The organism is Rosenbergiella gaditana (genome assembly GCF_018494065.1).
GTDB classification, from domain to species: domain Bacteria; phylum Pseudomonadota; class Gammaproteobacteria; order Enterobacterales; family Enterobacteriaceae; genus Rosenbergiella; species Rosenbergiella gaditana.
Map to the genome: position 1 here is coordinate 1 of NZ_JABBFR010000023.1, position 20,137 is coordinate 20,137.

The window sequence follows — 20,137 nt, forward strand, 5'->3', positions numbered from 1 at the left end:
AGTCGGTGGAGTTGCATGATAAGGTCATCGGGTACTACCTCACGATAAAGCACTATCAATAAATTGGAGTCATTACCGGTGGCATTATTGTATGCATCCTGCATATCATCAACTTGACTTGTCAGTGATGGGATATTCTGGCTTAGTTTCGCTATTTCTGAACCTAGCTGAACATCACTCATGCTTTTAAATTGAACGACAAGATTACCAACTGAGTCAGCTAGCTCATTTGCTGACTTTTTTGCTTGCACGGCGTTCTCATGCCACATAAATAAAGCTGTGGCAGCAAGCGTTGCAAAGCCGACAGGGCCACCAATTAATCCTAACGCTCCTTTTCCAAGTGCGTATATGGCGTTAGTGGAAGCCAGAGATGCCACTGAGGATGCCTCCTGAGCTACAGTAAGTGCGTTTGTTGCTGATTTAGCAGCTACTGCTGCATCTACGGCTACCATCCTTGCAGATGATAATCTAGCTTGCGCTACAGTAGCCTCATTAGCAGTTACCGCAGACTGAACTTGTGCTGTTGCCAGAGCTACTTCTCTAAAGGCAGAGTCCCTAAGAGCAATAGCTGACCTCTCTTCAAGCTGTGCCCTTAACACTGCTGTTTGCGCTGCTGATGCACTGGCCTTAGATTGCTCGATTGTAGCAAGAGTGTTCTTTATTGCTGCTGATGCTGCCATAGTTAATGACGCAACATATCTACTCCCCATTACAACAGCCAATGCACTGACACCTAAAGATAAGCCACTTATGTGCTCAGACAGCGTGACTATTCCACTCCCCGCTGCATTAAGGAAGGTATTTACCGTGGTATTCTCGCCAAAGAACTTGGTCAGGTTATTTCCGGCGATCTGCAGTGATTGCGCTAGCGTAGTTGTATGGTTATTAAATTCCTGTGCAATCGTAGCACCTTGGCTAAGGAACCCATTAATCACGACATCTGAGGTTAACTTACCTTGCCCAGCCATGACCTTGAGCTGCCCGATGTTAACGCCCAATGAGTCAGCCAGAGCCTGAGCTAATCGACTACCATTCTCCGATACCGAGTTGAATTCATCGCCACGAAGTGCGCCTGACGCTAAAGCCTGAGAGAGTTGCAACGTTGCGCCAGCCGCCTCTTGAGTCGTTGCACCAGATAGCACCAAGCCTTCGTTAACTGTTTTGATAACCGATGATAAGTCATTGGAACTAAGCCCGAGGCTGCGAGTTGAGCGCTCTAATGTTCCATACAATGCAGCGGTTGATTGCAGATCGCTCTTTGTGGATTGTGCGATGTCGAAAACCCGGCTGGTCACTTCAGCTAGTGACTCGTTGGTCTTTACTGCGTTAGCGAGTTTATTGTTAACGTCTACCCAAGCAGTTGCATACTCAGTAATTTGCTTAACCGACATCGCTGCAGATAGGGCCACGCTGATTTTCGTCAGCGAAGAGAAAGAGCGCTCTGTACCTTCAACAGCTTTAGATGTGCTGTTAAATCCTCGTTCCATGCTATCAAGTCGAGCATTAACTTGCTGCTGAGCACTCAGTAACCCCTTGATATCCATTTCTACATCGTAATAGATACTTCCTGCATTAGTCGCTGCCATTTGATTTTCCTCGGGCATAAAAAAACCCCGCCGAGGCGAGGTCTAGATGGTTAATAGTGGCTTCTTAGTGGTTTATAATTGCCATAACGACTAGAAAAAAAATGATAGCAATTGACCATGAAGCTATTGCGAATGAGTTCGTTGCCTTTTGATGCTCTTCTTTTGTTGTTTTCGAAATTAAATTAGCAGCTTCTTCATTTTTCGATGCAGCATAAGCGCCCAACTCTTGGGAAAATGTTTCTTGAAAAGCAACCTGCGCACCAATTGGTTCGTGAGAGAAAAAACCACTTATCTCATCGTTAATTTCGAGGATGCCTGTATGTGGATTGCCCCCGTCATCGATAATTTTACTTATCGCTAACTGATGATTGATGACTAGCTGCCTTATTTTTCCTCTCAGGGCGCTATATTCAATGATACCACTATCATTTCTGAGACCCACATAGTAGTCCTTCGGCTCTCCGGGTATTTCAATCTTCCTCACATCCCAATCCCCATTAGTAAAGTTAAGAGCAATCCTAATGTTAATTAAGTGCAAAGGGAAGCAAGAAACCCGCAGTTAAGCGGGTTGATTAATTGAGAAGGTGCTATTTGTGAATAATATCCTGTCCGACCAGAATCGATAATCTGTCGTAAACATCGCAAGCAACTTGGAAATCGGAGTGAATTTCTTTCATTACTGGATTATCCTCCTTGTCCTTAACGATCACAGAATAATGGTACTCATCCTCTCCATCATCACCCTCTGTCAGAATAGAAGATAAAGTTACAGCCAATACATCTTTATCAACGTTAAACTTAAATCCTGCTATTTTTTGCTCACCTATTACTACTAATGACATTTGATAACCCTTCTTTTATCGCATCACTGCGCGTTCTATTGATTCAAACTTATGCTGCATGATCTCGATATGGTGCTGTAATGACAGTAACTGGAATCGAGCAGCCTCAATCTCATATCCGAAGTCTTTCAACTGGGTAAGTATTTTCCCTAGTGGATTGGGGTTATCACCGTTAGGTATTAAGTGTTTTGCAGCATATGTCCACGGCGCCTTTAGTTCGGTTGGCTTAATCACATGACGATACTGATCGTAAAAAGACATAGGATAGGCTAGAGGCAGTGTCATTTGTCTATCGTCTCTCGATAGCAATTCACCTTCCAGAATAATACTGTGTACGTATTCGATAGCAGGTTCGATTTGCTCAGGTGTTAATTGCTCAAAGCTTGTTACTTGAAAACGCTGATGAACAAGAGCGTATGCCTCTGGATACATTAGGTGCTTTTTGCTCACTAACATATTCACTGCATCGCGAAGAGGTGTTCTTTCTTCTGTAGTACTTTTACGAATGGCGCGTGGATTCTTGACTTCACCTTTAGTCCAATACTCATAAAGCACATCATCACACTCTTCTTGATATTGGATAACCTTGTCACGAATTTCTGCCTTGACCTTGTTTGGGCTGATTGTTTGTAGCCAACCATTAAGCTTTCGCAATGCTAAGCAGGTCATTGCTCGTGATTTTCCGTCCGCGGCTACCATTGTGATTTCCACAACGGTTGATTTAAACCGTTGTTTTAACTTGGTGAACTGGGACGCCCAGTCCATTCCCATACCGTCAATTATGGGCCTCATTGGAGTGTATGCTTCGCCGCCATACGTTACTACATAAAGGCTTGCGCCGTGAAAAGGTACGTTGATTGTATGATCTGCAATTGGTAAACTGTTCATTGTTGGTTCCTTAGTAGTTGCTGACAAATTAGAAGCCTGACGGTCTAGCCACCGTTGGGCTTCACTATTTTTACTGAATAATAAACTCACCCTTCTTCTCCATCTCCATAACTTTAGAAATCAGGTAATCCATCATGCCTTGGGCTGACCGAAAGGTTTTTTTGGCATTACTATCAACAAATGCCTTAACTTCTGGAGTCATGCGGTACGCCATAGGCTTGATATCTTTTTTCTTCTGTTCCATTATTCACCTCATGCATTTTGATTATTCACACCATCATCGGTGTGGTGAGATTATTAATCACACATTCTATTGTGTCAATGGGAAGTTTTAAAATTCACATATGAACATCGACGACTCATTTTGTAACAGAGTGGCAATAGCTAGAGTTGCCCTCAACTTAACGCAAGCGCAGTTAGCTGATATGGTCGGTATCGTGCGCAGACAGATTGCAGCTTATGAAGCTGGAGACTCGAAACCTAGAGATAAAGTTCTACACAACCTTGCGGCTGCTTTAGGAACAACATCAGAATGGTTAGCTACTGGCTCAGGTATTGGCCCAAATGTAAGAAATGTTAAAAAGACTATTACTGTCCCGTTAATCCCTATTTATACAAGCGTGCAAACACATGCGTTCAATGAGAGCGGGTCTGACTCGTCAGCGATAGATTTTATTCCTTGCCCAGAAGGTTCTGGCGAAAATGCATTTGCAATAATAGTTCAAGGTGATTCCATGACTAGCAACGGCCCCATTAGCTTTCCAGATGGCACCATTGTCACCATTGATCCCAATCACGAAATCAAACATGGAGATTTTGGCCTATTTTCCTTAGGAGATTCGAATGAATCGACTTTCAAGCAACTTGTAATAGACCAAGGCAAGCACTACTTAAAGGCGCTTAATCATTCATGGCCTCTGGTTGCTTGTGGTGCAGATACAATAGTTATTGGTAAAGCAGTCCACTCTCAAGTGTACATTCGGTCTAATAATCACGTCGAATACCAGGCCATTAGACAAAAAAGTGACATTGAGAAAAGAATCGAGCAATTAGAGGAATTGATGTCCAAAGCTCATGATGCTGGGGCACTTCTCTCACAATATAGGAAAGATAACAAAAAGCCCGAGTAACCGGGCTATTACTGATCAAATGTCAGGATTACTCTTCCTCATCTTTACTGATAGGTTGTTTATCCATTTTCTGTAACGCCTCTTTAGCGTCTACATCGTAAAAGCAAATTGTCGTGCTTTTGCATGCCAGCGCATAGATACCCGAAAACAGGAAAGTGAAAAACGTATCTAACCGAGACATAAATCCATTATGGGATATTGTGATGAACAACCCTCCTTTGAAAGTGTTTTTACCGTCTGAAATTACAGCAGCTTTTTGTGCAGCACTTCTTGAAAATGGCATAAGTCCTTCTCCAGTTGAAAGCATTAAAAACCCATCCGGCAGGCAGTTCACCGTTAACTCAGGGTCGGATTTGACAGAAATCACTATAGCTCTGATTGATTCAAATCCGTTTTGGGGATGTGTTGGGTATGCAATATGGGCCTTTACCCAAAGGCACTCTCATAAGAAAGTGACCATTATTACGCCAGAAAAGAAAATCATTGCTTCTGGATTAAGTGACAGTGCAATAACTAAATTAATTGAAGGCGCAACATCAATTGAGGTTATTGAAAGCGATTAATCCGCAGTTAAGCGGTTTTGTTAGTCAGTTAGGCTGACTGGCAGATTAACTTAGCCAAAGAAAAAGCCACCCGTAGGTGGCTTGATTATTCGATAGTGACCTTAACAAAGGTCAGCATCTGGCATATTGGTGGCTCGTGCGTTTTGCAAAGCTTTCTGGAATCGTAATCCCTACCCCAGTGCGCCAGCCAACTCTCTAAATCCTCAGCACAATACTCCTTCCTCGCCAGCCCTTCTGCTATGGTGACAACTTCATGCTCTGGCGCGGTCAGCTCATAACCGTTAAGCAGCATGAATATAACACCCGCCATCATAGCGGTGCGTTTATTAGCATTAGCAAATGGATGATTCTGGATAAGGCTTTCAATAAGGGATGCAGTTAGACGAAATATATCGTCCGTTTGCTCGTAGTATCTTACGGTACTTGGCCTAGATTGAGAGGAGCTGAGATTATTTGGGTTTAAAACACCGATTGGCTCATTGGGAGTTTGTGACTCAATCAGTGCTTTGTTGATGTAGATTATGTCGTCTACAGACAGATAATGAACCCCTTCTACAATCTCAGCCATTTACAGTTTAGACCTTAGATAACTCTTCCATCGCCTTCTCATAACGAGCAAAGCCGAATCCGAATGCGTTTTTAACTTGGTCTGAATGTGAAATGTTATCGCCTATTGCCGCCTTTGGTCGTGCAATATTGCTTTTGTCACGAGGTGGAATATAAAGGCGATCTTCCTTTCTCTGTGCGTGACTCATGATGTGTACCTCTCCGATATGTTTGACACTACTGTCAAACTGATACCAGTTTAATACCACAACCAAGGTTTTATCAAGTTACTTCGAGTTATTTCGTGGACGTCAGTGGACGCCAGTGGACTTCAGTTTACTAATGATTAGCCCTGCAACCGCTTCTCCTTCATCGCAAAGTAATCGTCAATAACTTGGTCGTATTCCTCGCGGGTAAAGCCTTTCTGCTCGGGGTATTTCTGGTTAAGCATCAGGATAAACTCGGTCATCGTGAGGTTTTCAGCTTCAGTCCGACTCATTGAAAAATGGTTACGGGCTGCATTGATATAATCGACGGCTTTGAACTCTGACGTAGTGCCTTTAGACTCATTGCGCTGTAACTGCCTTACCTTGGCCTTACCGATAACTCCGTGAGTAATCAGCGATGATGCTATCAGTAGCATATCCTGCAATGCCATCTTGCCCTGCTTCCAGACGAAAGCTCGCTTGCCTGTCTTGCTAGGTACAATGTCACCAATCAGCGGCGATAAGTCAGATTCACAACACGCTTGTAGCACGTCAATTGCCGCGCTAAATGCTCGCCTAGCTGGATTGGAATTGTTCAGGTACTTCATGAACCAATCAGGAAGACTACCTGTTGCCGACCACATACCCGCAATCAGTTCTTGAACCTCTGTATTGTGTAAATCAGCAACCTTCTGAACTATCTCTTGTGGGCTTCCTATCTTCGTCATATTGATGAACGATGGCCTAAACAGGTAATCATCGTTGCCAACAGAGATTACGCACTCGCCTATTTCTTTTATCGGGGTCATTAATAGCCTCATAATCAATATCAAGGGCAATCGGAATCGCCCTTTGGATTGGTTACGCTGCTGTAACCGTAATTGCACTGGTAGCGGTTTTGCCACCATCAGCAGTAGTAGCCGTGATGGTTACGTTACCTGCTTTAACACCTGTCACGAGGCCTTTATCATCAACGGTTGCGATAGTCGCATCCGAAGATGTCCAGGTTACGTCAGTGTTAGATGCGTCAGATGGTACGATAAGGGTCGATAGTTGCTTCTTAGCGCCAGCAGCAACATTTGCCGATGTAGGGCTAACTACAACGCCTGTTACTGACTTATCAACCTTCACAATCTGGAACGATTGACCATCAGCAAGCTTCAACTCTAGGCTAGCAGTGACAATATCTTTTACGCCTCCACCATCATTCAGACCAGTAGTGTTCATGTAGCCGATATGGTAGTAGTCGCCCCAATGAAAGCGCATCCATACCGTTGGTTGACGGCGAGCCATGATTTCATCGAAGAAGTATTTCACATACTGCTGGATGCCAAACTCGTCGCTACGGTCGTTTTGCCTCACTTCGAGGTCAATTGAGTAAGTAGGGTCAGCATTTGAAATCATGGTTACCGTTAGGCCACCATCATCTGCATCTGAGTTAAGGGAGTTAGGGTTTGCATCCCATGTCGCTGACGTCGGTAGCCCCAGAAGTTTCCAATCTGACTCCTGCGGCTGTGTGTCAGCACACCCATAAGCCAATTCTAGCGTTTTAGCGCGGCCAATAAGCTGGCTTGAAGAACCTTTACAGCCTTCCATTTATCACCTCGTATAAAATAAAAAAGGCCGCTAATGCGACCTGATAATTTGTTTCTCATTCACCGTAAAGACAGGCGAACTGTAATCGCCACACAATACGACCTTCGGCTGTCATAACAGGAGGAGGAATACCACCCATATTGGTGATTTGCCCAAGACAGTTACTGATTAGCGGGTTTTGCTGAACGAAGTCGATGATTGATAACATCGTCTGCTCTGATTTTTCAGCCTCACCCTTGCCAGAAATGATGTCTACCAATGTGTGGTACTCCCCGCCAATATCTCGGTCAATATCACTCCCACCATTAGGGCGGAACACGATGAACCGGTCGGTGATTTTTCCTGTATCAGACCAGATGAGCGACTGAATGATGTAGCCGGTCGTCAGACCAGCTTCAGAAACCACATCCCTAACCCGCTTATACATTGGAGGATTCATAGTGACATCTCCCGCGCTATCGCAGCCTCAATCTGCTCTTTGGTATCAGCGAAGCCTTTCGTTAAGAACTCTTTCTCAGCAGTCGCTCTACGGAAGGTCTGCGGTACATTCGGGTCATGAACATACACGGCGTAGTTGGCTGAGTAACCGACTCGGCCAGTCACTCTGGTACCGTTTACCGACAGCTCACGATATTGGCTATTGAGAAGGGTTGATGTGTCGATTGGCGTATAGATAGCAGCCTGAGAGGACCCGATAATCATTGCACTTTGCAACGCCCTGACTACCTTTCGACCTTGAACATTATCGATAATGGCATCGAGATTACGCTTGGCCGCGCTAATACCTTTCACTTTCACGCCCATGCTATACCCCCGTCAGAATCGCAAAATCATCCGCGAGCCGTTCAAAGGTGTCGGCATAACGGATTATCTGCATGATTTCATCAGCGCCAGCGGTTAGAGGGTCAGCTTCAGTGGATTCGCCGATGAGAATGTAATCGCCCTTCTCGGCTTTATCGAACTCAGACCAGAAAGTATTTTTAACCACCTGCTCTGTGCCGATATCACCTATCTTTGCTGATAGTCCGCCTTGGTAATCGCACATGATAATTTCAGGCGCCGTAAACCCGAGTGGCTGGCCGTATTCATCCATAGTGCTACCGTCTTCACCTACCTTCTTCCGCCAGATGGTGCAAGAGGCGGTATATGACCAGTTAGCTACAGAACTCAATTTCGCCACCTTACAATCACTGGGTTGGTATCAGCTATCTTTCGACAGAATAGGAAACACTGTCCATCAGACTTTAGGTAAGCGGTCGTCTTTCTTCCTGAATCAGTCTCGACCCATACCCTCGAAAGTGGCTTAGGAAGCTTTTCAGTAACGTTAATCCACTCCATCTAGCCCCCGACCACATCAAAGAACCCTACCGAATTACTCGATAGTGGCAGACCAGACAGGCACCCGTTACTGTCCCACGCTCTAATCTGCTTGAGTAAGTAATCTGTACCCGCTGAATCATAGGTGAAAGACCGTGAAGCACCGGAAGGCGCAGACTGTGACGATATTTTCCGCGCACCGGACAGGGCCGCGAGACGCAATACAGCGTAGATAAGCAGTAACTTTTGTAAGTCCTCTGAGTATCCAGCCCCGTCCATACATGCCGACACACCACTCACCTGCGAGAGTAGCAAGGTGAGCAGCGAGTCAGTAACCGTGAAGCCCAATTCAGCCATCATCGGTTTTACGTCTTCAAGCGTGATTTGGGCTGCCATGATTATTTACCTGTTGCGAAGATGACTGAGAAGCGACCTTGGATGTCAGTCTTAACCATCAGGCCAGCCGCGCCCCAAGTGCGCCATACATAATCGCTGTTGTAGAACGGACGCGGGTCAGCAACAGTACCGAACGCCTGCCCAACAATCGGTGCAATAACTCCAGACCGTAGCGGAACAATCAGCACTTGGTTACCGGTTAGCTGAGCATCAACCTTAATCGCAGCAATGCCAGTGAGTTTCAGTAACTCTTCATACAGCGTTGGCGCTGCGTAGTTGTCGCTGAAATATTGCTCCAAGTTGGACATAACTTCTTGTGAGGTGTACCAAGTCTGGTCGCCGTACTGCAAGTTAGTCACTCGAACCGCATCACGCAGAGCAATGGCTTGTTTGCGAATGGCTTTCGGGTCGTTAGAGGTTGCAAGGTTAGTCGTCAGAGTGACCTGACCCACGCGCTCATCGGCTTTAACACCCTTCCAAGTTTTACCGTCGAACTGCACGAAGTTACCTTCAGCATCACGGAAGCCATTGAAGATGTAATCTGCGTAGGTACGGCGGATTTGCGCGGTAGATTCCGCTTGAGCGTCAGAGATAACATCAAACGCATCAGGGTTATTCAAACGAGCATCACGCCAGTCGAACTTAAAACCAGTATCATGCACTGGTACCATCGTACCGTCGTATTCGTAGGCAACCGAATCTAGCGCTGCACCAATTTGGCCGGACATAGAAGTGTGACCCCACATTTTACCGCCTGATTTAGCATACTCGTACACAGTGGTATTGATACGCACTGAGCGAGATAGCGGAGTCAGGTCATTCAGCAGGGTGAACTCGTCCTGATTGGTGAATTGCGACAACACGGTCTGATCAAACGTCTTGTACAGGTCTAACGGAGAGCGAACAGCGTTGATACCATTCAACTTTGAAGCGATGTTAACGCGGCTGGCAATTTCTTCCATGACGTTGACGCCTTGGTGGTTCATTGCCGCTTGGCGCTCTTGTGCCAGTTGCGCGAACTGGTAGCTGTTTACAGCTAGGTTATTGGTCTTTTCACCAATGGACTTCGAGAATACAAACATTCAGTTATCCTTATTTGAATACTACGCGAACCAGATCTCCCGCTTGCGCAGTCAATGCTGTGTCTTCTTCGACGTATGCGAATACAACGTCACCCGCTACCGCTGGCGTTTCACCGTTTGCAGGAGTGCCAGCCGAAGCTGCCTTAATCTGACCATTAGCCACTGCGACCGGCTGACCTTTGGTGTAAGTGCCGGCAGCAGCCCGGACATTCAGGAACAAGCCTTGTAGCGGTTGAATGCCAACAACCAACTCACCCGCCTCAATGGTGTCGTCTACGCCTTTGCAGCGCAGATAATCCATATTGGCAACGTAGAGGATTGATGACTCAGCACCAGTTGCCGATGCTGTGAACTTGCCAGCATCGAAGTAACCGACCGTGCCGGGCAGGACAACAGCCGCTGCAGAACCTTCGCGATGAATTAGCGGGTTAGGGAAAATCCCGCCTGCGTGAATTACGTGTTTACCGTCTTTAGCCATTTGTCATTACTCCGGCATTTCTGAGATTGATTTGGTTTCGGTTAAGTGGTTAAAAGCACCACTCAGGCCATGTGAAGTGGCGCACTGTGCGTAAAGCTCTTTAAGCGGCTCACCTTCAAGCGCATTGACTGCGATATCAGTCATGCCGAACTTCGCTTTTACTGCTGAGCGCATCGTTGCTTTCTCTGCTTCTTGCCCAGAGTTGACTTGAACCTTTAGCGATTTAACTTCTTCAGTCAGTAGCTTCGCCCACGCTGGAACCTCTTCAGCATTAGCTGCCGTGGTTGCTGGCTTATCTTTAGCGGCTTTTTCATCGGCCTCTTTTTTCTCACGCGCGGCTTTCTCTTCCGGCGTTTCTTCTTTCGCGGTCGCATCTGCTGCTACCGACTTGTTGTATGCGTCCATCAGTTCAGCGTCAGACTTACCCTCGGTCGGGATGCCTTTGGCTTTCAGCGCATTAGTGATGAGTTCTTTCATCGGGTCTACTTCCTCTTTGGGTTGTTTGCTGTTGGCGCTGAAAAACGCCTTTAGCTGTTGGAAAAATGAATGTGATTCAGGGGTTACTTCGTCAGGAGTTTGTGCTTCGGCAAGATTCACGACTTCGATTTGTTGCTCGGTACCGTCTGAGTTGACGAAGATACCGACACCATCATTCGGCGTTCCGGCTCCCGGCTCATCAAGTAATACCGCTACATGGTCAAAGTCCATGTTCGTGGCGATTTCATCGTACTTCTTGCCTTTGGAGTCGCCGTTAGCAACGATTCCCGAGTAGGTTAGCCCTGTTGAGATATGAATCGGCTCAGAGTTATTGCCTGCCGCCATATCATCTAGTCGAGATAGAAGTCGCTTACCGTTATCAGAGGCTTCGGCATATCGGCGGTCAACGTACATATCGCCAGTAACCTTGCCGCCTGAGTGGTTTACGTTCTGTAGCCACGCGCCAACGTGATACTGGTTAACAGCCTGCACGTCTCGCGCCGAGATGTGTTTGCCGTCTAATTTAGGGTGACCTAGAGGCATTGGATTACGCTCTAGTGTTTTGTAGCTCTTTGCTATTTCTGCTGCCGGGTACAGCTTCCGATTCATCACAATGTCATCTACAACAGGCGTGATACCGCGCACGATAATGTGATCGCGTCCATTGATGGTTTCGGTTGAGATGTTCGAAGCTGAGTTAATGACCGACAGCACGTTTACGCAGTTGCGTGACATGCTGAGTCCTCGTTTATGAAGAAATTAAGCCGCTTGCAGCCATTGACCGCGCTCTTTAGCTAAGCGCTCGACCATGCCTTGATTAACGACATTGCCCTTATCATCGAGAATGACGGGGATTTGAGAGCAGTAGCATCGATAGCGGTTACCGCCCTGCGAATACCACTCCCTGACCTCTTCGGGCGTGTAGGTGTGTCCATGCCTCGCCACATGCCAAGACCGAGACGTTGGCTTGAGTGCGGAAAGATGGAGTAAAGCAGTATTCAGCCCTAACCTATCCCGCGACCAGGTTGTTTCGTTCCACTGCGCCTCGCGTAGCGCCCCTACCTGTTCTGTCTGAGCGATATTCTTAGCGCTGGACATGCTCACATCAAGACGCTTACTGATGATGACCGCAGTTTCTCGTGGGTTAATTCCTCGTCCAATCGCATCGGCAATGACATTGGCTAAATCAGCCCTAGCTTTATCACTGACACCCTTCCAATCGCTATAGGCACTAACGTAGGCTGCCGCTACCTGATTTTGATAAGAAGGAGAGCCTAGGAGCGACGATAGGGTTGTCTGTGATGCGTAGGTAGCTGATTGCACAGAAAGGTTCGTGTAGGCCGCCTGAGTACCTCTCTGATATTCATCCGCAACATAGGATAGCGCCCAGAGATTATCGCTATTACCTTCCAGCAAATAGTCATCAAGTATCGTTTGCACAACTTGAAGCAATTCAGCTAACTGAGTTGCGGTCATATCGTAGATATAGCTACTGGCGTTCACCTGATAAATTGTCGCGCCATGGACAGCATATGATTTCGCATTCACTGCCGAATCGCGCCCCCGCAATCGCCTGTCTAACTCCTCTTTCATCCTTGCCTTAATCTGGTAGTAACGATGCTCGATATCGTTGAACATCCGATTAACTGACTTGGCTGACTGAGTCGGGTCCGTCTTATTGCGGGGAATTATCGGCGTTCGGATTCGGTTGTCCGGTAAGTGGGTCAACATTCGGAACCTCTTTCGGCTTTGGCTCTGCTATCGGCTCAAGTTCACCCGATGCCCTGACTTCATTCAGCTCAACCGCTGGAGTGCCGTAGGCTTGCTGCGTCTTCTGAGCGATATCGGCCATGGTGGACATATTAGCCAGCTTGTCAGCGTCAGCCGGAGCCAGTAAGTCTGACCATTGCACGGTTACTTCGCCATTAGTCGGCGGGTCTATTAGACCAATCTTCCAGAATCGGGTAATAACATTGACGAGCAAGTCAGACATGAATCCTTGGCGACGCTCGTTACAGTGCGCGGCCCATGCTTTTTTATCCTCAGTCGATGCTAGATTACCGGTTTGCTTGCCGAACAAGATGTTGAACGGGCATCCAATTGTCGATGCGTAACTATTCGCCGAAACTGTCCATGATGGTGTTGGATCGGCGGGTGCGACAGATAGAACCGATGGCGTACCTGACTGCATAACAAGCGCGGCATCAGTTCCTCGGTTTAGTTTCATCAGCTTATCGTTGAGTGCCTCACCAATATCCTTGTAACCTGCATTTTTCGCATACTGAGCGATGTCGTCCATGTTAGTTTCTGAATCGAAACTGATACCCAATTGACGGCTAGCGTTCTTCAGGAAGCCCTCAGCACTACCGCCTTTCGTCTTCTCGATATCCAGTAGGTCGTTATATCCAGCCTCATTCAACGGTATGCCAGAGAGGATATTCTCATCTTCCGAACCTTCAGCAAGGATAATCACTCGGTCAGGGTGAACCTCCATGCTCCGAACGGCGCCGTATGTACCGTCATCACCTACAGGCTGCTCATTGAAATTGAAGTTTACCGGCTGGCCGTAGGTTTCTGACCAGGTATCGGTGTCAAAGCTACCCGGCTTAATCTGCGACTCCCATGCGGGAATAAGTTTAACCAGTGCCTTATCGCCTAAATGCTTAACCATGCTGACGTCAACTGGCTGACTCCAATCACGATTATCTTTGATTTGCAGCAGCAAGGCAGAGTATCTCCCGACCAGATTACGGCGGTCGGCGTCTTTAATCTTCGCCCAGTGCTTTTTAATCAGCTTGGTGGCAGTTGCTTCCCACGGGTTAGTTTCATCCGCTTCTTGCTCGTCACCGCCATCGATAATCGTTGGCCTGTCTACCCAGCATGAGTCGAGAGTTTTGTGGACCCCTGCGTAAGCGGCAGAGTTGCGGCGGTAAGCGCGGTATAACGCATCGAAACTAACGCTATCAGGATAACCGAATTCTTCCCACAGCTTAGTCCGCTTAGTATTACCGTTGAATTGTGATGCATACAGCATTCGTTGACGCCCGATTGACTCAGCAAGGGCGTTAACGAGGAATCCCACCTCGCCTTTGTTTTGTTCGTTCACTGAGTTAATCCTTAGAAGAAGATAGCGCCTTTTGTTTTACGCTTGATATGACCATCTAGGCTGTAGCGGATAGCATCCCAACAGTGTTCGTTACCATCTGCCAGCTTAGGAAGGACTTCACCCGTCACTCGGTCAGTCTTGTATGACCATAGCCGAGCCTCTTTTGCCACATTCTTGCAGCGAGGGTGAATAATGATTTCATCGAAACCACGCAGGTGAGCTATTCCGTCCTCTACGCTACCTTGCCATTTATCAGCGGATGATATTTTGAAACCCTGCCGTTTTAGATAGCTAATGGTCTCTGGTCGCGCTGAGTCGGCTTTGATGGGCCAATTACGCACTTCGGGAATGGTGTCGTATAGCTTAGGCATGTGGTCAAGCTCAGTATGCTCGCCGTATGCTTCGTACTCGATATGCAATGTATTCCCGATGATAAAGGAGCGAATGAGCGTGTTTGGGTCTTTAGCGAAACCGAAGTCAGCGCCGAAGAACAAGCGATCTGCTTGCCTCCAAAGTTCATCACCAAACTCAGCAACGCGATACTTACCTGCCAGCACCTGTTTCTCAGAGTTTTCAAGATAGGCACCCTCCCACACCCAAGCATAAGTCGCCGGGTCGAGATTCTTCTGGTCTTTAGCTCGGACAATCTCAAGCACTTCTGGGAACCACGGGTTATCCGTGTAGTTCATCTCAACAGTGATAATTGAATCGTCTTGGCTTTTACGGAATCGTTTATCAGTCGGGCTACCATCTATCTCAGGGTTCCATGTCACCCATATCTCAGATCCAGCTTCACGCACTGTCGGGTCGAGTTTCTGCCAAGCCACTTCACTCACTGTCTCGGCTTCATCAACCCAGCACAGCAAGATACGCGCCTTAGATTTGATGCTATCTAGGTTATGACGTAGGCCAGCAAAGACATAGCTCACACTGCGGTCAATTGTTCTAATGTACTTCTCGCCAATATCGAAGTTAGCCGCCAACCAAGGCACTGATCGTATCGCTTGCTTAATCTCTTCCATGCTCGATTCTTCCAATGAGTTCATAAACTCACGGGCACAAAGTATTACACCTGACTCACCATTCATCATGGCTTGATAGGCTTTGACGGCTGTCATTAGTGCAAAGGTTCGAGTCTTTGCGCTACCACGCCCACCATGTGAGCAGCGGTAACGTTTATTTGTAGCGGTGAAGAGTGGAGCAAGCTTGGCTGGTATCGGTAGCTGTACGCTACTCATGTTTAGGCTCAACTGGTAATAATTGGATAGTGGTTGGCTTAGGAGTCATGCTGCCGTCGGATGATTTATTATCAATCTCGGCTTTGTCGCTGTAGCCGTGGTTGGCGAGCATTAGCTTGGTTATCGTCGCGTTGAAGTCGCCGATAAGCCCCTTATTGATGAGCTTATTCTCTTGTAGGGTCTTGATTGCCTCTAACGTGCCCGAAAACTCTACATTGTCTTTGGCGTACTCCTGAGCTGTTGAGCGGCTAATGCCTAGATAACAGGCTAAGCCAGCCACGCTCGGGACTACATCCCCTACTGCTTCAAAGCCGCCCATTAAGTATTCTTTAGCCTTTTCGATGCTCTCGGCCAACTTACTTGGGCGACCAACTTTGTTTTTAGTCGCCATTTAGCATATTCCTCTATATTTATTTATATAAACCCGTAAACTTGTGACACCAAGGAGCATTAAAACTTATATAAAGCTCTGTGAATGGCAGTTAATTACCACCATTTGCAGAATATTATAAATCCTCTGTAATTATGAAAAGAAACACCACAACAACCATGCCAATATCAAAATCCCAAATATCCTTTCCTCTACGAACTTCAGTAACTCCAACATGGCTTTATTCCTTGTTGATTGCATTAAACAGCACCCGATAGGATGCTCTGTGATGCAGAGAGCCGTTGTGAAAGTGGCTCTCGGGTTGGTTAGTGCGGCCGCATGTGCCCAGAGAAGACGCATGTAGCAAAATAGTCTAAGACATCTTCTATCTCAGTTATCCCATCTGCCTTAAGCCCTTCATATCTGCCTACGGAGGCGAAATAATTAACTCTTGTCAGGTTGCATACATCTAGCATCTGGTAAAAGAATATCTCCACTTCAAGGGGACTCATGCCCCCTTCAATGAAATATGAGACAAGGAATGACGCCAAAGGCCCTGACTTAAGTCCGATGTCGCCATACTTGGATCGATATATTGGCTGTCGATGAATCGAGACTTGCCTGATACAGTATTCTTCTGCGACCTGAGTGGCGATCGGGAACTGTTTTTGAGAGTACGGGTTTCCTTCAATCATGCCGCTAACCTGTGCTGCTCTTCAATCAATGGCTGGCGATGCTTCTTATCAAATAGACCCATTAACGCTTCTTTTCTCTGCTCGTAATCCCAGCCCATGCCAATAAATACAGTGTTAGCTCTCTGTAATTCAGTTATGCAGTGAATCTGCTCAGGGGTAAGGTAATCACGGATAGGCTCTTTCTTACCTATCTCATGGTGAACACGAAACTTAGCTGCCGTCATTCCTAGAGATATGCGATTAATCAAGTCTGCTTCGTTACTGAAATGATGTGGTGAAATCTGCTTACCTTGTGCTTCGCGCTCATGCTTTATAGCTTCAGTCATAGGCTTATACTCAAGACGTGCCGAATTGCGATCCATCTTCTTAGCCGCGAGAGTTCTACGCATTTTGAAGAATTCATACACTAGCCGCTTTTTGAACGCTCGAACCACATCATTGTTACGCATATAAGTGATTAGCAGCGTGGTTTGCTGTTCATTAAGCAATGCTATTTCCTGCTTCTGAGTGCCGCCGCCTGTCTTGAAGGGTCGCATTTCAAATTCTACCCTTCCAAACTCCTCTAGGTCTGCTAGGTACTTGCGAATAAGTTGAATTACGGGTTTATGCCCCTTTTCCACTCCTTCAGCAATTGCAAATGAATTGGTGACTAACTCTAATTTCTTAATCTCTACTAATTCCATGATGCTTTCCTTACTTAGGTAATGAACCCTTGCCGCGTAGGAAATCAGCCCATCGAAGCGCATCAGCTAAACTGAAGTCCTCAAGGGGTCATTCCTAAAGAAGGTTCGATGTTGTGTGCTCTGCGGGAGCAATAAAAAAGCCCACCGGTTAAAGTGGGCTTGAGGTAGTGATATTTCCTGTCGGGTAATAACCACAATCGAGGCCACGTTAATGACCTCTGTTCTGGCTACTGCGAGACAACTGGCGTGGCCGTGTTGGCTTTCTGTTCTGCGAGTCGCTTTTGCACTTCGGCTTCAATCAGTTTCGATTTCTCTTCGGCTTTCGCTTTGAAGTAATCACGCACCTTCACCCATCCGCCGGCGACAAGAATAAGGAGGATAGCGATAGAGTTTGCGTAAGTGAGTAAGTCAGTCATTTTTCTGTCTCTCTAATTCGATTCGCTGGATGGCTGCCTTGTCTTCATTGCAGTTCTCAAGCGCGGTTAAAAGTGATTCGTTCCATAGAAGGCTTGATTGCCAAGTGAATGGAAGCACTGGTGATGGTACGGGGCATTTCCTAGTCAGGCTTTCCGGTATCGGCACCGGGGGAACTTTGACGTATTTGGTCGGCGTGCCTGAACAACTCACTAGCAGCATTGTCAGGAACAAGCTGAGAAGCACATTTATCAGTCGATACCTGCTGAATGATGTACTCAACTCGCTGCTTACTCTTGGCATTATTATTTTCCTGAGATTCATAAGCAGCCTTGGCTATCATGTTGAAAACCGACATTGAGCGAATAACTGATGATGTGATTAACTGCTGGCTATTAAGTTGCTCTTTAGCGTTAGCAGCAGCATCGGCGTTTGATTTGTACTTAAACCCGAATACCAATCCAGCCGAGAGAAGCGATAGCACCAAACCTACTACGACGGTTGCCAATATCGATTCCCTATTCACTTATCACCCCACAGGCAGATTTCACGTTCTACCTCGCGTCGATTAACCAGTCCAGCAACAACACGCTTATTAACGTACTTCCACTGGCGAAGGCCATCACAGGCTTGTTGGTATCTTCCGGCATTGAGATTGCGTAGTACCGAGGAATGTTCGAATGCAGAGGTGCCAACGTTGTACGAGAAACTAATTAGGGCTGCTTCTTGATACTCGTTCATAGGAACTTTAACAGAGCGTTCTACCGAGTTGGCGAATAATTGTAGGTGCTTTTGTAGGAGGATGTCACATTCCTTCTTGGTGTAAACCTTGCCGGGGATAACGTCTTTACCCGTCACGCCACTGCATACCGTCCATACTCCTCCGACATCTTTGTATGGTGTTAACTCTGTACCCTCTTGGCTCGGAACTAGTACAGTGGCTATAGCGATTGCACCTGCTCCGCTTACACCAATTAATGCCTTTCGCAGAGAAGATGAAATAGCCATGACCTAATCCTCTTGCGGTGGGGGCGAGATTATCCCCCGCGATAACTGACTCTCATACGCTCTTGTCTGTCTTCGCTTAAAGTAGAAGTTACTAGCGCAGGTGATGACACCAATGACTAGCCCCCCAACAACCGAAATGGTTTGCCAGTCGAGGTGGTGTATCTTGTCCATTACGCTCCCCCAACAAATAAGTGATCCAGACGCGCAATAGCTGACTACCGATGAAATTTTACCGGGCATATTGATTGTCTTCATGGTTTCCACCTTTGGCTTGAGTTAAAAGCTAGGTGCTGTGTGTAGGGATTCACCGCCTGTCACTTGATAGTATCTGTGTGGGATAATTGGGATTGACTTGCGGTGAAATAAAAAAGGCCTCACCGAAGTGAAGCCTTAGAATTTGGGTAAAAAAAAGCCCCACTTCTGTGAGGCTCAATATTCTGGTTGGCCGCATGGTAATGCGTTCTTACCATGTCTTTGTAGTCAAGAATACAAAAGCACAGGCAGTCCTTTGTATCCTACCGCCCTAATGCGTGATTAACCGGATGGGTTTGTAGGCGGCGCATAATATTTACAACAATGTAATTACTGTGTCAATACTCTAAAATGCTCATTCATCACAACGAAAAGCGCACTCTCCATGCCATTCAGGGAAACCGTGTCAGGCAAGGGTATTGCTACCAAAGTACGCTTATCTGTTGCAATAAAAAACCCCGCCGAGGCGAGGTCTAATATTGGTTTGCTCAGTTCGCTTTTACTCCCAGAGCGTATATGAAATATACTCTAGTGAATGCCCAATCCTTTTAGCAATTCGTGCTTTACGCTACATTTTGTAGAACTTCTTTCTTCAATTCACGCTGTGCGGCATAAAAAATTTCTCCTTCCAGTATCGATTCCGCCCATTCCATTCTATTGCGTGCTTCTTTCGGGGTTATGCCAGTGAGGTAGCTTAAAGAACGCTGAACATCTTGCGAGCTTTTGCACTTGCAGTATCTTAATCTTGCTACTGAGCGGATCGGGTTATCTCTGCCGAATGTTTTAGTAATTACGCGTTCCATAAAGTCAGCATCATCAGATTCTTTGGCGAGAGCGATGATGTTGGCTGCTGAAGATTGCGGCACCACTAAGTCACGGGCCTTGCGCATTAACTCTTCCCCTCGGTAGCCCTCACAATAAAGCTGAGACACGACCTTTTCGATTTGTTTGCCCTTCTGTTCACTCCACTCACAACGCATCATTAGACGACCAAGGATGTTGATTTCTCCCTTGTCATATTCTTCGTTGCCGAGGTGCTGCCCCCATAGCTTCAGTAGATGACGAATCCATGCTCGCTGTGACTCATTGATAGTCTTCCAACCATTGCCGAATAAACGCCGCATATCAGCCGACGATCGCACACCTGATATTTTCACCACTAACCGGTAATCGTGTTCAATGCGCATTCTTCTTCCTCCGCTTATTGCCGGGTTGGGCTGGATAACTCTGTGGGGTTTTGTACTGGACTGTTGGGGTTATGGGT

At 46.7% G+C, this 20,137-nt stretch carries 31 protein-coding genes; 2 read left to right on the forward strand and 29 right to left on the reverse strand.

Translation table 11 applies throughout. From position 1 onward, the window contains the following. From HH682_RS13425 to HH682_RS13445, 5 genes are all read right to left on the reverse strand, one after another. A partial coding sequence (locus HH682_RS13425; protein WP_214238049.1) for a tape measure protein occupies window positions 1–1,586 on the reverse strand: 1,586 nt, incomplete at its 3' end. A gap of 64 nt (window positions 1,587–1,650) precedes the next feature. After that, window positions 1,651–2,070 (reverse strand): hypothetical protein, encoded by a 420-nt coding sequence (locus tag HH682_RS13430; RefSeq protein WP_214238050.1) that lies wholly within the window; start codon window positions 2,068–2,070, stop codon window positions 1,651–1,653. A gap of 103 nt (window positions 2,071–2,173) precedes the next feature. Further along, complete coding sequence (locus HH682_RS13435) at window positions 2,174–2,428, reverse strand: hypothetical protein (RefSeq protein ID WP_214238051.1); 255 nt, start codon at window positions 2,426–2,428, stop codon at window positions 2,174–2,176. 15 nt (window positions 2,429–2,443) lie between these two features. Next, the gene (locus HH682_RS13440; protein WP_214238052.1) at window positions 2,444–3,316 is read right to left on the reverse strand and encodes a phage antirepressor N-terminal domain-containing protein; all 873 of its coding nucleotides are present in this window, start codon (window positions 3,314–3,316) and stop codon (window positions 2,444–2,446) included. Window positions 3,317–3,386: 70 nt separating this feature from the next. Beyond that, on the reverse strand, window positions 3,387–3,560 hold the full coding sequence (locus tag HH682_RS13445; RefSeq protein WP_214238053.1) for a hypothetical protein: 174 nt from the start codon (window positions 3,558–3,560) through the stop codon (window positions 3,387–3,389). Window positions 3,561–3,660: 100 nt separating this feature from the next. Here HH682_RS13445 and HH682_RS13450 point away from each other — a divergent pair, with 100 nt between their 5' ends. Continuing rightward, on the forward strand, window positions 3,661–4,446 hold the full coding sequence (locus tag HH682_RS13450) for a LexA family protein (RefSeq protein WP_214238054.1): 786 nt from the start codon (window positions 3,661–3,663) through the stop codon (window positions 4,444–4,446). 28 nt (window positions 4,447–4,474) lie between these two features. Here HH682_RS13450 and HH682_RS13455 read toward each other — a convergent pair whose 3' ends face one another. Beyond that, complete coding sequence (locus tag HH682_RS13455) at window positions 4,475–4,627, reverse strand: hypothetical protein (RefSeq protein ID WP_214238055.1); 153 nt, start codon at window positions 4,625–4,627, stop codon at window positions 4,475–4,477. 22 nt (window positions 4,628–4,649) lie between these two features. Between HH682_RS13455 and HH682_RS13460 the strand changes: the two genes are divergently transcribed. Further along, window positions 4,650–5,009, forward strand: coding sequence for a hypothetical protein (locus tag HH682_RS13460; RefSeq protein ID WP_214238056.1), 360 nt, complete (start codon window positions 4,650–4,652; stop codon window positions 5,007–5,009). Window positions 5,010–5,094: 85 nt separating this feature from the next. On the opposite strand, the gene HH682_RS13465 is transcribed toward HH682_RS13460, so the two are convergent. The 23 genes from HH682_RS13465 to HH682_RS13570 form a co-directional block, all read right to left on the reverse strand. Further along, the gene (locus tag HH682_RS13465) at window positions 5,095–5,577 is read right to left on the reverse strand and encodes a type II toxin-antitoxin system death-on-curing family toxin (protein ID WP_048913227.1); all 483 of its coding nucleotides are present in this window, start codon (window positions 5,575–5,577) and stop codon (window positions 5,095–5,097) included. Between the two features lie 7 nt (window positions 5,578–5,584). After that, window positions 5,585–5,764, reverse strand: a complete 180-nt coding sequence (locus HH682_RS13470) for a hypothetical protein (RefSeq protein WP_048913228.1) — start codon at window positions 5,762–5,764, stop codon at window positions 5,585–5,587. Between the two features lie 137 nt (window positions 5,765–5,901). Next, entirely contained in the window at window positions 5,902–6,570 is a 669-nt protein-coding gene (locus HH682_RS13475) for a DUF6246 family protein (protein WP_214238089.1), read from the reverse strand. Between the two features lie 52 nt (window positions 6,571–6,622). After that, entirely contained in the window at window positions 6,623–7,357 is a 735-nt protein-coding gene (locus tag HH682_RS13480) for an Ig-like domain-containing protein (protein ID WP_214238057.1), read from the reverse strand. Between the two features lie 55 nt (window positions 7,358–7,412). Further along, window positions 7,413–7,796, reverse strand: a complete 384-nt coding sequence (locus tag HH682_RS13485) for a phage tail termination protein (RefSeq protein WP_214238058.1) — start codon at window positions 7,794–7,796, stop codon at window positions 7,413–7,415. Continuing rightward, the gene (locus HH682_RS13490; protein WP_048913232.1) at window positions 7,793–8,161 is read right to left on the reverse strand and encodes a hypothetical protein; all 369 of its coding nucleotides are present in this window, start codon (window positions 8,159–8,161) and stop codon (window positions 7,793–7,795) included. Before HH682_RS13490 ends, HH682_RS13485 begins: the two co-directional genes overlap by 4 nt. A gap of 1 nt (window position 8,162) precedes the next feature. Next, window positions 8,163–8,528 carry a hypothetical protein gene (locus tag HH682_RS13495; RefSeq protein ID WP_214238059.1) on the reverse strand — a complete coding sequence of 122 codons (366 nt, stop codon included), beginning with the start codon at window positions 8,526–8,528 and terminating at the stop codon, window positions 8,163–8,165. 167 nt (window positions 8,529–8,695) lie between these two features. Then, on the reverse strand, window positions 8,696–9,070 hold the full coding sequence (locus HH682_RS13500; RefSeq protein ID WP_071430459.1) for a DUF7370 family protein: 375 nt from the start codon (window positions 9,068–9,070) through the stop codon (window positions 8,696–8,698). A gap of 2 nt (window positions 9,071–9,072) precedes the next feature. Then, a complete protein-coding gene (locus tag HH682_RS13505) occupies window positions 9,073–10,152 on the reverse strand; it encodes a major capsid protein (protein WP_214238060.1) in 1,080 nt (359 codons plus the stop codon). A 10-nt stretch (window positions 10,153–10,162) separates the two neighbouring features. Then, window positions 10,163–10,630: a hypothetical protein gene (locus HH682_RS13510; protein WP_214238061.1), complete on the reverse strand. Its 468-nt coding sequence runs from the start codon at window positions 10,628–10,630 to the stop codon at window positions 10,163–10,165. Between the two features lie 6 nt (window positions 10,631–10,636). Beyond that, entirely contained in the window at window positions 10,637–11,842 is a 1,206-nt protein-coding gene (locus HH682_RS13515) for a DUF2213 domain-containing protein (protein ID WP_214238062.1), read from the reverse strand. A gap of 24 nt (window positions 11,843–11,866) precedes the next feature. Then, on the reverse strand, window positions 11,867–12,838 hold the full coding sequence (locus HH682_RS13520) for a structural protein (RefSeq protein ID WP_214238063.1): 972 nt from the start codon (window positions 12,836–12,838) through the stop codon (window positions 11,867–11,869). Further along, a complete protein-coding gene (locus HH682_RS13525) occupies window positions 12,783–14,213 on the reverse strand; it encodes a DUF1073 domain-containing protein (RefSeq protein ID WP_214238064.1) in 1,431 nt (476 codons plus the stop codon). Before HH682_RS13525 ends, HH682_RS13520 begins: the two co-directional genes overlap by 56 nt. A gap of 11 nt (window positions 14,214–14,224) precedes the next feature. Beyond that, window positions 14,225–15,451 (reverse strand): PBSX family phage terminase large subunit, encoded by a 1,227-nt coding sequence (locus HH682_RS13530; protein ID WP_214238065.1) that lies wholly within the window; start codon window positions 15,449–15,451, stop codon window positions 14,225–14,227. Continuing rightward, window positions 15,444–15,842 (reverse strand): DNA-packaging protein, encoded by a 399-nt coding sequence (locus tag HH682_RS13535; RefSeq protein WP_214238066.1) that lies wholly within the window; start codon window positions 15,840–15,842, stop codon window positions 15,444–15,446. The genes HH682_RS13530 and HH682_RS13535 overlap by 8 nt, the downstream gene beginning before the upstream one ends. Window positions 15,843–16,147: 305 nt before the next feature. Continuing rightward, window positions 16,148–16,516, reverse strand: coding sequence for a hypothetical protein (locus HH682_RS13540; RefSeq protein WP_214238067.1), 369 nt, complete (start codon window positions 16,514–16,516; stop codon window positions 16,148–16,150). Further along, window positions 16,513–17,199 carry a Rha family transcriptional regulator gene (locus HH682_RS13545; protein ID WP_214238068.1) on the reverse strand — a complete coding sequence of 229 codons (687 nt, stop codon included), beginning with the start codon at window positions 17,197–17,199 and terminating at the stop codon, window positions 16,513–16,515. Before HH682_RS13545 ends, HH682_RS13540 begins: the two co-directional genes overlap by 4 nt. Before the next feature lie 227 nt (window positions 17,200–17,426). Further along, window positions 17,427–17,615: a hypothetical protein gene (locus tag HH682_RS13550; RefSeq protein WP_214238069.1), complete on the reverse strand. Its 189-nt coding sequence runs from the start codon at window positions 17,613–17,615 to the stop codon at window positions 17,427–17,429. Further along, a complete protein-coding gene (gene lysC, locus HH682_RS16145; protein ID WP_420826218.1) occupies window positions 17,608–17,835 on the reverse strand; it encodes an Rz1-like lysis system protein LysC in 228 nt (75 codons plus the stop codon). The genes HH682_RS13550 and lysC overlap by 8 nt, the downstream gene beginning before the upstream one ends. After that, entirely contained in the window at window positions 17,756–18,121 is a 366-nt protein-coding gene (locus HH682_RS13555; RefSeq protein ID WP_214238070.1) for a hypothetical protein, read from the reverse strand. Before HH682_RS13555 ends, lysC begins: the two co-directional genes overlap by 80 nt. A 14-nt stretch (window positions 18,122–18,135) precedes the next feature. Then, entirely contained in the window at window positions 18,136–18,621 is a 486-nt protein-coding gene (locus HH682_RS13560) for a lysozyme (protein WP_250318707.1), read from the reverse strand. A gap of 3 nt (window positions 18,622–18,624) precedes the next feature. Further along, window positions 18,625–18,876 carry a class II holin family protein gene (locus tag HH682_RS13565; RefSeq protein WP_048913372.1) on the reverse strand — a complete coding sequence of 84 codons (252 nt, stop codon included), beginning with the start codon at window positions 18,874–18,876 and terminating at the stop codon, window positions 18,625–18,627. A 560-nt stretch (window positions 18,877–19,436) separates the two neighbouring features. After that, window positions 19,437–20,060, reverse strand: a complete 624-nt coding sequence (locus HH682_RS13570) for a hypothetical protein (RefSeq protein ID WP_214238071.1) — start codon at window positions 20,058–20,060, stop codon at window positions 19,437–19,439. Window positions 20,061–20,137 lie beyond the last annotated feature (77 nt).

What these genes read in the sequence shown, in the direction of transcription:
- HH682_RS13455 (WP_214238055.1), bottom strand. Translation starts at nt 4,627, where the DNA reads ATGTCTCGGTTAGATACGTTTTTCACTTTCCTGTTTTCGGGTATCTAT.
- HH682_RS13445 (WP_214238053.1), bottom strand. Translation starts at nt 3,560, where the DNA reads ATGGAACAGAAGAAAAAAGATATCAAGCCTATGGCGTACCGCATGACT.
- HH682_RS13505 (WP_214238060.1), bottom strand. Translation starts at nt 10,152, where the DNA reads ATGTTTGTATTCTCGAAGTCCATTGGTGAAAAGACCAATAACCTAGCT.
- HH682_RS13560 (WP_250318707.1), bottom strand. Translation starts at nt 18,621, where the DNA reads ATGGCTATTTCATCTTCTCTGCGAAAGGCATTAATTGGTGTAAGCGGA.
- HH682_RS13440 (WP_214238052.1), bottom strand. Translation starts at nt 3,316, where the DNA reads ATGAACAGTTTACCAATTGCAGATCATACAATCAACGTACCTTTTCAC.
- HH682_RS13520 (WP_214238063.1), bottom strand. Translation starts at nt 12,838, where the DNA reads ATGTTGACCCACTTACCGGACAACCGAATCCGAACGCCGATAATTCCC.
- lysC (WP_420826218.1), bottom strand. Translation starts at nt 17,835, where the DNA reads ATGCTGCTAGTGAGTTGTTCAGGCACGCCGACCAAATACGTCAAAGTT.
- HH682_RS13530 (WP_214238065.1), bottom strand. Translation starts at nt 15,451, where the DNA reads ATGAGTAGCGTACAGCTACCGATACCAGCCAAGCTTGCTCCACTCTTC.
- HH682_RS13515 (WP_214238062.1), bottom strand. Translation starts at nt 11,842, where the DNA reads ATGTCACGCAACTGCGTAAACGTGCTGTCGGTCATTAACTCAGCTTCG.
- HH682_RS13550 (WP_214238069.1), bottom strand. Translation starts at nt 17,615, where the DNA reads ATGACTGACTTACTCACTTACGCAAACTCTATCGCTATCCTCCTTATT.
- HH682_RS13480 (WP_214238057.1), bottom strand. Translation starts at nt 7,357, where the DNA reads ATGGAAGGCTGTAAAGGTTCTTCAAGCCAGCTTATTGGCCGCGCTAAA.
- HH682_RS13540 (WP_214238067.1), bottom strand. Translation starts at nt 16,516, where the DNA reads ATGATTGAAGGAAACCCGTACTCTCAAAAACAGTTCCCGATCGCCACT.
- HH682_RS13490 (WP_048913232.1), bottom strand. Translation starts at nt 8,161, where the DNA reads ATGGGCGTGAAAGTGAAAGGTATTAGCGCGGCCAAGCGTAATCTCGAT.
- HH682_RS13465 (WP_048913227.1), bottom strand. Translation starts at nt 5,577, where the DNA reads ATGGCTGAGATTGTAGAAGGGGTTCATTATCTGTCTGTAGACGACATA.
- HH682_RS13470 (WP_048913228.1), bottom strand. Translation starts at nt 5,764, where the DNA reads ATGAGTCACGCACAGAGAAAGGAAGATCGCCTTTATATTCCACCTCGT.
- HH682_RS13500 (WP_071430459.1), bottom strand. Translation starts at nt 9,070, where the DNA reads ATGGCAGCCCAAATCACGCTTGAAGACGTAAAACCGATGATGGCTGAA.
- HH682_RS13535 (WP_214238066.1), bottom strand. Translation starts at nt 15,842, where the DNA reads ATGGCGACTAAAAACAAAGTTGGTCGCCCAAGTAAGTTGGCCGAGAGC.
- HH682_RS13545 (WP_214238068.1), bottom strand. Translation starts at nt 17,199, where the DNA reads ATGGAATTAGTAGAGATTAAGAAATTAGAGTTAGTCACCAATTCATTT.
- HH682_RS13485 (WP_214238058.1), bottom strand. Translation starts at nt 7,796, where the DNA reads ATGAATCCTCCAATGTATAAGCGGGTTAGGGATGTGGTTTCTGAAGCT.
- HH682_RS13570 (WP_214238071.1), bottom strand. Translation starts at nt 20,060, where the DNA reads ATGCGCATTGAACACGATTACCGGTTAGTGGTGAAAATATCAGGTGTG.
- HH682_RS13435 (WP_214238051.1), bottom strand. Translation starts at nt 2,428, where the DNA reads ATGTCATTAGTAGTAATAGGTGAGCAAAAAATAGCAGGATTTAAGTTT.
- HH682_RS13475 (WP_214238089.1), bottom strand. Translation starts at nt 6,570, where the DNA reads ATGACCCCGATAAAAGAAATAGGCGAGTGCGTAATCTCTGTTGGCAAC.
- HH682_RS13510 (WP_214238061.1), bottom strand. Translation starts at nt 10,630, where the DNA reads ATGGCTAAAGACGGTAAACACGTAATTCACGCAGGCGGGATTTTCCCT.
- HH682_RS13450 (WP_214238054.1), top strand. Translation starts at nt 3,661, where the DNA reads ATGAACATCGACGACTCATTTTGTAACAGAGTGGCAATAGCTAGAGTT.
- HH682_RS13565 (WP_048913372.1), bottom strand. Translation starts at nt 18,876, where the DNA reads ATGAAGACAATCAATATGCCCGGTAAAATTTCATCGGTAGTCAGCTAT.
- HH682_RS13460 (WP_214238056.1), top strand. Translation starts at nt 4,650, where the DNA reads ATGAACAACCCTCCTTTGAAAGTGTTTTTACCGTCTGAAATTACAGCA.